Origin of the sequence: Metaplanococcus flavidus (assembly GCF_042675885.1) — a bacterium.
Lineage (GTDB): Bacteria > Bacillota > Bacilli > Bacillales_A > Planococcaceae > Planococcus > Planococcus flavidus.
This window is the reverse complement of sequence record NZ_JBHTKI010000021.1, coordinates 24,161-35,176: the sequence shown is the minus strand read 5'-3', so window position 1 is coordinate 35,176 and position 11,016 is coordinate 24,161. Positions and strand designations below refer to the sequence as shown.

General features: G+C 45.8%; 9 protein-coding genes. 6 read left to right on the top strand and 3 right to left on the bottom strand.

Annotation, left to right across the window (positions count from 1 at the left end; all coding sequences use genetic code 11):
* The first annotated feature begins 456 nt into the window (after nucleotides 1-456).
* The 4 genes from ACFQ1X_RS13435 to ACFQ1X_RS13420 all read left to right on the top strand — a co-directional run bounded on the left by ACFQ1X_RS13435 (nucleotide 457) and on the right by ACFQ1X_RS13420 (nucleotide 5,044).
* Nucleotides 457-999, top strand: coding sequence for a dihydrofolate reductase family protein (locus tag ACFQ1X_RS13435; RefSeq protein WP_144841673.1), 543 nt, complete (start codon nucleotides 457-459; stop codon nucleotides 997-999).
* A gap of 110 nt (nucleotides 1,000-1,109) precedes the next feature.
* Complete coding sequence (locus ACFQ1X_RS13430; RefSeq protein WP_144841672.1) at nucleotides 1,110-2,180, top strand: aldo/keto reductase; 1,071 nt, start codon at nucleotides 1,110-1,112, stop codon at nucleotides 2,178-2,180.
* A 372-nt stretch (nucleotides 2,181-2,552) separates the two neighbouring features.
* Entirely contained in the window at nucleotides 2,553-4,049 is a 1,497-nt protein-coding gene (locus ACFQ1X_RS13425; protein ID WP_144841671.1) for a glycine betaine uptake BCCT transporter, read from the top strand.
* A 119-nt stretch (nucleotides 4,050-4,168) separates the two neighbouring features.
* Nucleotides 4,169-5,044 carry a 5'-3' exonuclease gene (locus ACFQ1X_RS13420; RefSeq protein ID WP_379082945.1) on the top strand — a complete coding sequence of 292 codons (876 nt, stop codon included), beginning with the start codon at nucleotides 4,169-4,171 and terminating at the stop codon, nucleotides 5,042-5,044.
* A gap of 6 nt (nucleotides 5,045-5,050) precedes the next feature.
* Here ACFQ1X_RS13420 and ACFQ1X_RS13415 read toward each other — a convergent pair whose 3' ends face one another.
* The 3 genes from ACFQ1X_RS13415 to ACFQ1X_RS13405 all read right to left on the bottom strand — a co-directional run bounded on the left by ACFQ1X_RS13415 (nucleotide 5,051) and on the right by ACFQ1X_RS13405 (nucleotide 6,661).
* Entirely contained in the window at nucleotides 5,051-5,566 is a 516-nt protein-coding gene (locus ACFQ1X_RS13415) for a cysteine peptidase family C39 domain-containing protein (protein ID WP_144841490.1), read from the bottom strand.
* A gap of 27 nt (nucleotides 5,567-5,593) precedes the next feature.
* Nucleotides 5,594-6,058 (bottom strand): STAS domain-containing protein, encoded by a 465-nt coding sequence (locus ACFQ1X_RS13410; RefSeq protein ID WP_144841491.1) that lies wholly within the window; start codon nucleotides 6,056-6,058, stop codon nucleotides 5,594-5,596.
* 282 nt (nucleotides 6,059-6,340) lie between these two features.
* On the bottom strand, nucleotides 6,341-6,661 hold the full coding sequence (locus ACFQ1X_RS13405) for a thioredoxin family protein (RefSeq protein ID WP_144841492.1): 321 nt from the start codon (nucleotides 6,659-6,661) through the stop codon (nucleotides 6,341-6,343).
* Nucleotides 6,662-7,225: 564 nt separating this feature from the next.
* Here ACFQ1X_RS13405 and ACFQ1X_RS13400 point away from each other — a divergent pair.
* Nucleotides 7,226-9,610, top strand: coding sequence for a 3-hydroxyacyl-CoA dehydrogenase/enoyl-CoA hydratase family protein (locus ACFQ1X_RS13400; protein ID WP_144841493.1), 2,385 nt, complete (start codon nucleotides 7,226-7,228; stop codon nucleotides 9,608-9,610).
* Nucleotides 9,611-9,637: 27 nt separating this feature from the next.
* Nucleotides 9,638-10,813 carry an acetyl-CoA C-acetyltransferase gene (locus ACFQ1X_RS13395; protein WP_144841494.1) on the top strand — a complete coding sequence of 392 codons (1,176 nt, stop codon included), beginning with the start codon at nucleotides 9,638-9,640 and terminating at the stop codon, nucleotides 10,811-10,813.
* The last annotated feature ends 203 nt before the right edge of the window (nucleotides 10,814-11,016 follow it).

Below are 11,016 nucleotides of genomic sequence, written 5' to 3'. Positions count from 1 at the left end.
TGCTTTCTCTTTTCTTATCAAAGAAACTCCTCCCAAAATTCAATTCTGGAAAGAGTATCTCACGAAGTTTCTTCTATTTAAATGTGTTCGCTATTGGACGCTTACGTCACAAAGGATGTGCAATCTTCGTTTGGCACACTTTGGCTCCCGAGATAAGCCGAGAAGAGCACTCGTCTTTTTCTCCATTGGCATTCGCCTTCTTTTGGAGCGAACCACCGCTTAGAGAAATCTCTAGAGATATGGAGCAAAACAGCGAAGACGCCCAGGGGACCAAGCGAAGTGCTGAGATCCACTCGGGCGAAGTGAAACGAGTCCGAGTTAGCTCAGCGCGAGCACGGGTTTTGGCAAGCGAAGCTGTTTTGCGCAATATCGGCTACTATGGATTATTAGTTCTACTTACATATAGAAGGAATTTATTCATCAGGTGCAAAAATTCCATAAATAGGAGTGAAAGGGATGGCGAAAGTGGTTTGGGGCATGATAATGTCGGTCGATGGATTCATCAATGATCGGGAAGGCAGCTTGGATAAACTTTATGCCAGTTTTGAACCCAATGAAGAAATCAATGCTGCGATGGCCAATACTGGAGCTGTGGTCATGGGGCGCAACAGTTTCGAAATGGCCGAAGACACGGATGCTTATGCGGATAATTATGAGTTTCAGGTGCCGCTGTTCATACTGACTCGTCATCCAACGTCCAGGCATCCAAAAGAGAATGACAAGCTGACGATCACATTTGTGACGGATGGAGTCGAAAATGCGGTGCGGCAGGCAAAAGCGGCGGCAGGGGATGAAGAGGTCGTGATACTCGGAGCAAGTACGGGCCAGCAGGCGCTGAAAGCGGGTTTGGTCGACGAACTGCAAATCGCCATTGCGCCGATTCTTCTGGGCACAGGGCTGAGATTTTTTGAGCATCTGGATGACCTGGAAATTGAATTGGAAAAAATAAAAACGATTGAGACTGGCCGGCAAGTGGAGATATGGTACAAGGTGGTTTAATCTTTCGAAATCTGATAATCCCAAAATGTTATGTTCTGTTTTACTAATGAAAATGACGGGTAGATTATTACTGTTATCAATTAGCAAAAAGAATTTTTGAGGAGGATTCGATGGAATATATTTATCTTGGCAACTCAGGTCTCCGCGTTCCGAAATATATACTCGGGACTATTCCTTTCAGCGGAACAAATGGTTTTGAAGCAGCTGGCGATGTGAAAGAAGACGAAGCGCGAAGAATGGTGGACATGGCTTTGGAAGCGGGCATCAATATGTTTGATACAGCGAATCTCTATTCGAAAGGTGATGCGGAAAAAGTCCTTGGTTCGGCAATCAAAGGCCGACGGGACGAGGTATTGCTGACTTCGAAAACAGGTTTTCCATTGGGTGAGAATCCGAATGGCCAGGGGGCTTCACGAAATAATATTCTCAGCAGCATTGACCAGTCATTGGAGCGTCTCGGTACGAATTACCTCGATTTGTATTTTGTGCATCTCTGGGACGGACAGACGCCTGTTGAAGAAACGGTGGAAACGATGGACAGCTTGGTGAAGTCCGGAAAAATCCGGCATTGGGGTGTTTCCAATTATAGCGGCTGGGCACTTGCGAAGACCCATACATTCGCGAAACAGGCAGGATTTATTCCGCCGATTACACAACAGATCTACTATACGCCTGAAGCGCGGGAAGCGGAATATGAACTTTTGCCAGCAGGCACTGAACTTGGTGTCAGCTCCATGATTTGGAGCCCGCTCGGTGAAGGGTTGTTGAACGGGAAAATCGGACGTCATAAAGAAGCTCCTGAAGATACACGGCAAGGCGGAGGTTGGCCTGAGCCATGGGTGAAGGATCAGGAACGCCTCTATCAAGTAATTGATGCATTGGAAGAAGTTGCGGCAAACCACAATGCGTCCGTACCGCAAATCGCCTACTCCTGGGTCAGAGACCGGCCGAATGTCGGACCGATCGTTATTGCTGCACGAAATAAAGAACAATTGAAAGAAAATATCGCTTCTTTCGATATTCAACTGACACAGGAGGAACATGACCGGATTGAGTCGGTCGCTCGGCCAGCACCGTTTTATCCACATTGGCACCGGGCAATGAGTTCGCCTGAAATGGGAAGTCCGTCTGAAATTGAGTATTTGAAAGGATATAAAAAATCCATGGGGATGGATGATTGACTATTGATTTTTTAAAAAGCGCAGCAGCATCGGATAACCGATATTGCTGTGCTTCTCTTTCTTTAATGATAAATTAAAAGCCACGTAAGTCCTTAGTTGAAAGTAAACCCCATAAACCAGTGAAATAGCAAAGCCTATCCCCTCGAATTGAAGCATTCCCCCTGGTTTATTGATAAACGATTAGGGTAATTAATAAAGTGGACTATTCGTATACATATGAAGCAGGTTAATGTCAATCCGACTTGCCGGCTTGACATTATCTTTAATTTTCTGTATTCTTAAAAATTGTGGATAAAATCTGAAAGTCTGCATTGATTGTTATAGCTTTGAATTAGCGATCGTACTGCAGGTGAAAATTAAGGGGGATATACTATGAAAAAGGTGACAAACGTTTTCTGGATTTCGCTGGTGCTTGTTGCTCTGGCAGTGGCATTTGGCGCTTTCGCTCCAGAAAACTTCTCAACAGTAACAGGAAATATGCAATCATTTTTGACCACCTCATTCGGCTGGTATTATCTTTTGGTCGTTTCAGTGATGGTATTATTTTGTCTGTTTTTCCTGATCAGTCCGATGGGACAGGTAAGATTGGGCAAAGACACGGATAAACCGGAATTTTCTTATGCTACATGGGTTGCCATGCTGTTTTCAGCAGGTATGGGAATCGGGCTCGTATTTTGGGGTGCTGCTGAACCGCTTTCCCATTACGCAATCGATCCGGCAACAGCAGACCCGGGTACAAGGGAAGCATTCCGCGAATCCATGCGTTTCAGTTTTTTCCACTGGGGTATTCATGCATGGGCAATTTACGCAGTAGTCGCTTTGGCTCTTGCTTACTCGCAATTCCGAAAAGGGGAACCAGGTCTTATTTCGGCAACCTTGAAACCGCTATTCGGCGACCGCATGAAAGGAACATGGGGAACGGTCGTTGACGTAATCGCTGTTTTTGCAACGGTCATTGGTGTAGCAACCACACTTGGTTTTGGGGCAATTCAGATCAACGGTGGTCTTGCTTATATGTTCGATGGAATTACAGCGGGCAGTTTTGTGACGCAACTCGTCATCATTGGTGTGGTGACGGTTTTGTTCATGATCTCAGCCTGGTCGGGACTCAGCAAAGGCATCAAGTATTTATCGAACACCAATATGGTGCTTGCCGTCTTAATATTGGTAATGGTCATTATTTTAGGGCCGACTTTACTCATTTTCAATATGTTTATTGATACAATAGGAACTTATTTACAGAACCTGGTCAGCATGAGTTTCCGTGCTTCACCAATTGATGGTGAAAATCGTGCCTGGGTTGATGCCTGGACAATTTTCTATTGGGCCTGGTGGATATCGTGGGCTCCGTTCGTTGGTATTTTCATCGCACGGATTTCGCGGGGACGGACAATCCGCCAATTTCTTTTTGGCGTGTTGATGCTTCCTACCATTATTAGTTTCCTGTGGTTCTCTGCTTTCGGTTCAACTGCAATCAATGTCCAGAACACCGGCTTTGATATGACGGGGCTGTTAACTGAAGAACGCTTGTTTGCCACATTTACACAATTGCCATTAGGTACACTGTTGTCAGTCGTTGCTGTTTTGCTGATTACCACATTCTTCATTACGTCTGCGGATTCAGCCACATTTGTTCTTGGCATGCAGACTACGAATGGTTCACTGCATCCACAGACTTCAGTCAAACTGACATGGGGTGTTGCCCAGTCATCAATTGCTGTAATTCTATTGTCGACAGGGGGGCTGGATGCCCTGCAAACCGTATTGATAATAGCGGCATTCCCGTTCTCGATTATAATGCTCCTGATGATGGGCTCGTTCTACAAGGCATTAAATCTGGAATACAAAGCAATAAAACGCAAACGTTAAAATTTGCAATCTCAGCTGCAGCTTCATCGTTAGTGTACAGACTAACGATGGAACTGCAGTTTTTTTCTGTTAAAGAGCGTATAATGGATTATGGCAATAAATGAATGGGGGAAAGAATTATGGAAAGACCGCACGTATTATTGGTTGACGGCATGGCTTTACTGTTCCGTTCATTCTTCGCGACTTCAGCAGTCGGCCAGTATTTCAGAACTTCTGAAGGACTTGCCACAAACGGAGTGCAGGGGTTTACGAGACATGTGCTCGCTGCCAAAACGATGATGAAACCGACTCATATGGCCGTATGCTGGGATATGGGCGCGCATACATTCCGAACGGATCTGTTCGAAGGCTATAAAGCGAACCGTCCGGCTCCACCTGAGGATATGCTGCATCAATTTGAACAGGCCAAAAAAGTTTCGCAACAATTAGGCTGGCAGAATTTTGGTGAAAACGGAATCGAAGCGGATGATTTTGTCGGATCTTTCACGAAGCAGTGGCAAGACGAAGTGGACTTTACGATTATTACCGGTGACAAGGATATGCTGCAGCTTCTCAAACCTTCGGTAAAAATCGCTTTCATGAAAAAAGGCTTCCATATTTATGACGTTTATACAGATGAGCGCTTCAGGGAGGAATACGGCATTGAACCGAATCAGTTTGCAGATGTTAAAGCGTTTATGGGGGATGCCAGCGACGGCTATCCCGGCGTAAAAGGCATCGGGCCGAAAACGGCGCTGCAATTAATTCAAAAATACGGCTCAACTGATGGGGTGCTGTCAGCGATCGATGAATTGAAGCCTGCACAAAAGAAAAAGATAGAAGAAAACAAAGAGATGCTCCTCCTATCAAAAGAACTGGCTGTGATCAAATGCGATATCGAACTTAATATTCCCTTAAACGACATCGCAGTGCAGCGATACACCGCTGACCATATCCGACTTTGCGAAGAGCAGCAATTGAATCTTCTGGCACGCCAACTGGAAAAAAGCCTTTAAAAAAGATCATTCCGGCTTGCTCGGAACGATCTTTACAAAACTTAATACGGTACGTTGATCGTGATAAGAAACTGTCCGGATTTTACTCGGGCGGTTTCTTTTTCCGTTATCGTGAAAATACAGCACCACATCGTCTCCTTTATCTTCAAAGCCGATAAGTGGGACCCAGTGATAATTGAATAACGGTTTTGCCAACCAGCGGAATGTGAAATAACGGTCAAATTTCATCGCCAAAGGCCGTCCGGATAAAAGTTCCTTTTTCACGTCGGAGATCGACCGTGTTTTTTCAAGCCGGTAACGGCCGCCTGCTATCTTCCGGAAATTGCGAAGAAAGCGCCAAGTAAAAAGGCCGATTGGTGTAGTCCCAAGCAATCTGTAAACTTCATTGATTTCAAAGATTTCGTTTTCATGAAAATTAAAAATGGAGGCTGCAGTGACGGGACCACAAGCGGAACCGCGTTTCCTGGGATCAATGGCTGGCTCATATTGGGACATTCCTTCGAACGGCAATAGAACTTTCAAAAACAACGCCTCCACGCCATTCTCACATTATTTAGAAGAACGGCTCTTATTTTTTTCATTCAATAATTCTTTTAAAGCTGCGCGAAAAGATTGATAGACTTCGAGTTCAACTTGTATTCCCGCATGGACAATCTTCCTGACAAAGCGGGGATTGAAGCCGACATATATCGGACGCAGTCCCATCAACTTCAAGGAATTGTTTAAAGCAGTCAGTTCATTGGCAAGCTCATTATAATCAAAAGTCTGCACATCTTCTGACTGGACGCCAGTAAAATCGAAAATGACACATTCAGTTTCACGATGTTCACCGGCATACTCCAGAGCCTTGCCGCGTATCAATTCGAAGCGGTCTGCTGAGATGATGCCGGCAATCGGCATTAAGATCGTGTTTGGAACGATTGATGGAATGATGGGGGCCGACATATTTTTGATGACCAACTCATAATATTTTACGAGATCTTTTAATTCACTGATCTCTTTCTGGGGATCCATGACAACACCTCACTGTATTTTGTACTTTAATTATACAATAAGAAAAGCGAAAACGCCCGTTAAGCTCCGAAAGGCATAAGATGGATCAGCCGGAGCTGGCTTATGACCCGAGGAGCTGGGCCGCTGGAGTCTGGACAAAGAAAAGCGACAGCGCCCGTTAAGCTCTGACAGGCATAAGATGGCTCAGCGGAGCGGCGTTCTTAGCCGCATAGCTGAGCTGGCTTATGACCCGAGGAGCTGGGCCGCTGGAGTCTGGACAATAAAAAAGGAATAGGCAGGAGCCTATTCCGGTTGTTTTGCCAAAAAGTCCGTAACCTCTTCCGGAGATTTTGCGTTTGCGCTATGGAGATGTGCCGTCTTATCACCTTTGTTGAAGATTAAAAGACTTGGAATACCCATCACTTCATATTGTTCAGCGATTTCAGGCAGTTCATCCCGGTTCAAATCGAACCATTGATACTGATTGAATTCCTCGATAATCGGATCGATGAACATATCCATACGTGTGCAATCCGGACACCATCCGGCCTGGAATTTGACGATAACCGGCTGTTCGCCAGTAATTGCCGCTTGGAACTCTTCTTTAGTGTGAATCGGTTTCATAAGTTTTCCCCCTGTTGTTTCTATTTATAAGTTAAACAATAATCTTAATAACCGATATTGCGCAACACAGCTTCGCTTGCCAAACCCCGTGCTCCTGCATCGCTGCGCTAGCTTCGTCGCAAAGACTCGGCCGAATTACCTTCGGCCAACTCTTGGCTCGCGCTGAGCTAACTCGGTCTCGTTGCACTTCGCCCGAGTGGATCTCAGCACTTCGCTTGGTCCCCTGGGCGTCTGCGCTGTTTTGCTCCATATCTTAGAAAGTGGCTTAGCAAAAGTCCCTATCCCAGCGCCGAAGCGGTAAGTAAGGAAGAAAGTCTATTGTTTAAATTATATAGTAGAAAAATTAGACTGCTAGTTTTGTAAGATCTTTTTAGTCCAACATTTATAGTGTAACTGCCGTCCGCTGTTTCGAAAAGAAAAGAATCCTGGCAGCCCAAAAAATAAGAATTAAATATTGCGAAAAAAAGGAAAATAACTTACACTTAGGGATATAGAGAACGTTCTATTTTTTTTAGCTTAAAAATGAATGAGGATTCATTCAAAAAATATGAGGAGGGTTTGCTAGTGGCATACCAAATAAGAAAAGCAGCTGTAATCGGATCTGGAGTTATGGGTTCAGGAATTGCAGCGCATCTTGCAAACATAGGCATACCAGTATTATTGCTGGACATCGTTCCGCGTGAAGTGACGGAAGCGGAGCAGGCGAAAGGCTTGACGCTTGAAGACCGAGCAGTACGCAACCGTATTGCAACAACTTCCATCCAGAAATTATTGAAACAGAAACCGGCTCCTCTGACAGCCAAAAAGAATTTAGATCTGATCACACCCGGAAATCTTGAAGACGATCTGGAAAAACTTGCAGACGTCGATTGGATTGTAGAAGTCATCGTCGAAAATCTTGACGTGAAAAAATCCTTATACGAAAAAGTTGATGCCGTTAGAAAACCTGGCACAATCATTTCGTCAAATACTTCAGGAATCAGCATTGATGCAATGGCTGAAGGACGCTCAGAAGATTTCAGCAAACATTTCCTGGGGACGCATTTCTTTAATCCGCCACGTTACCTGAAGCTTTTGGAAGTGATTCCTGCAGCGACAACAGCTCCAGAAGTGATTGAATTCATGACTGCTTTCGGAGAAGATGTGCTCGGAAAAGGAGTCGTTATTGCCAAGGACACGCCGAACTTCATTGCAAACCGCATCGGAACTTACGGCTTACTTGTGACGCTGCGTGAAATGCAGAACCGCGGCTATTCAATCGGCGAAGTGGATTCCGTTACAGGTCCGTTAATCGGGCGTCCGAAATCCGCAACTTTCCGCACGCTTGACGTCGTGGGGCTCGATACATTCATGCACGTGGCGAAGAACGTCTACGACCAGACTGAAGGAGAAGAGAAAAAAGTTTTTGAAGCTCCTGAATTCATGAAAAAAATGGTTGAAAACGGTTGGATTGGTGCAAAATCAGGCCAAGGTTTCTTCCTTAAAAAAGACAAAGAGATTCTCGAACTTGATCCTGAGACTTTGGAATACCGTCCTGCGGGCAAATTGAAAACGCCTTCACAGGAAATGGCGAAAGCGCAAAAAGGTTTCGCTGCGAAGATGAAAACTTTGGTCTATGCAGATGACCGCACCGGGGAATTATTATGGAATATCCTAGCACCGGTTCTGCGCTATTCAGCTCAATTGAATGGCGAAATTGCGGACGACATCGTTTCGATCGATAATGCCATGAAATGGGGATTCGGCTGGAACCAGGGGCCATTCGAAATTTGGGATGCGATTGGTGTTCAGAAATCCATTGATAAAATGAAAGATGAAGGCCACGACATTCCTGCTTTCGCCCAAAAATTAGTGGACAGCGGCAATGAAACTTTCTATAAAGAAGTGGAAGGCGACCTCCATTTCTTCAATGGAACGGATTACGAGGCCGTGCCATTAAATGAAAAAGTGATCGACTTGAAACGTTATAAGAAAAAACATGGTGTCATCAAATCAAATTCAGGTGCAAGCCTGATCGACCTTGGTGACGGGATTGCATTGCTCGAGTTTCATTCGCAATCAAATGCAATTGGCCTTGATATCATGCAGATGATAAATTTCGCGATTGATGAAGTCGAGAAAAATTACAAAGGCCTTGTCATCGGCAACCAGGGCAAGAACTTCTGTGTCGGTGCAAACCTGGGTATGATCCTGATGGAAGCGCAGGACGACAATATTTTCGAACTTGATTTCACGATCAAAACATTCCAGAACGCTATGATGAAAATCAAATACAGTTCAAAACCAGTTGTAGCTGCACCATTCGGAATGTCGCTTGGCGGCGGAGCTGAAGTAGCTCTTCCGGCTGCACATATCCAGGCTTCAATGGAAACTTATATGGGGCTTGTGGAAGCAGGTGTCGGGCTGATTCCCGGCGGCGGCGGAAACAAGGAGCTTTACATGAAACATCTGAAAGGCTTGCCAAATGGCATCGATTTCGATTTACAGAATGTAACGAGCAAAGTTTTCGAATCGATCGCGATGGCAAAAGTCTCGACTTCTGCCGAAGAAGCGCGTGAAAATAACTTCCTGAATTTTGTGGATGGCATCAGTGTCAATAGCGATCATCTCATTTACGATGCGAAGCAGGCGGCATTGTCACTTTATGAAAATGGATACAAGGCGCCGAAACGTGAAAAAGTTCCAGTTACAGGTGAACCGGGATATGCAACGTTGTTACTTGGTGCTGAAGGAATGTTCCTGTCAGGGTTCATCAGCGAATACGATCTGAAAATCGCTCAGAAATTGGCGTTTGTCCTGTCAGGCGGCAAAGTTCCATATGGCACGAAAGTGGATGAGCAGTATTTGCTTGACCTTGAACGGCAGGTATTCCTGAGCTTAGTGGCTCAACCGAAATCCCAACAGCGCATGCAGCATATGCTTGTAAAAGGGAAACCGTTACGCAATTGATCCAAAGAGATTAAAGGAGGAAAAAATATGCGCGAAGCAGTAATCGTGGCCAGTGCCAGAACACCGGTCGGAAAAGCGAAAAAAGGTTCTCTTGCATCAGTGCGGCCGGATGATTTCGGCGCATTGGCTGTACGGGAAACATTAAAACGGGCAGGCGGATACGACGGCCCGATAGATGATTTGATTATGGGCTGTGCAATGCCGGAAGCGGAGCAAGGGATGAATATCGCCCGCAACATCGGCGCGTTGGCCGGCTTGCCGGATACGACACCGGCTGTGACAGTCAACCGTTTCTGTTCTTCAGGTTTGCAGACAATCGCCTATGCAGCAGAACGCATCATGGTTGGACACGCAGAAGCGATCATCGCCGGTGGTGTTGAATCGATGAGTATGGTGCCGATGATGGGCAATGTCATCCGTCCCAATGCGAAATTGGCGGAAACAGCACCACAATATTATATGAGCATGGGCCACACAGCTGAACAGGTGGCTACTCAATACGGCGTAAGCCGCGAAGACCAGGATGCTTTTTCTGTACGCTCGCATGAAAATGCAGCTGCGGCAATCGAAAAAGGCCATTTCGACGACGAAATCGTACCGGTCGAAGTAACGAAACGTTACGTCGATGAAAACAATAAATACCAGGAGAAATCCTTTATGTTCGAAATGGATGAAGGCGTTCGCCACGGCACGACTGTCCAGACATTAAACAAATTGCGCGCTGCTTTCTCAGCACGCGGTTCAGTAACAGCAGGTAACTCTTCCCAAACATCTGACGGCGCAGGGGCTTTGCTTGTAATGGAACGTGAAAAAGCCGAAGCCCTCGGACTTACGCCAATCGCAAAATTCCGTTCATTCGCTACTGGCGGCGTACCGCCGGAAGTAATGGGCATCGGCCCGATCGAAGCGATTCCAAAAGCATTGAAACTTGCCGGACTTTCAATCGATGACATCGATGTGTGGGAATTGAACGAAGCTTTCGCTTCACAATCGCTCGCAGTCATCAGAAAACTGAACATCGACATCAATAAAGTGAATTTGAACGGCGGTGCAATCGCACTTGGACACCCACTGGGTGCAACAGGTTCAATCCTCACAATCCGCATGCTGAGTGAACTGAAACGCCAAGGCAAACAATTCGGCGTAGTCACAATGTGTATCGGCGGAGGAATGGGCGCAGCAGGCGTCTTTGAAATGCTGTAGGTTTTAGTTATTTTCTTGTTAGTTTAATGAAAAGTACTAATAGAAATAAGTTAATGAAATGCTCCAGGCGGACGCTTTCCGCGGGCATGGCCTCAGCCTCCTCGGCGCTTCACTTCTGCGGGGTCTTCGTCTCATGCTATTCCCGCAGGAAGCGATTTGTGCTTGCACAAATTGTTTGCGACGAAGCTAGCGAAGCGATGCAG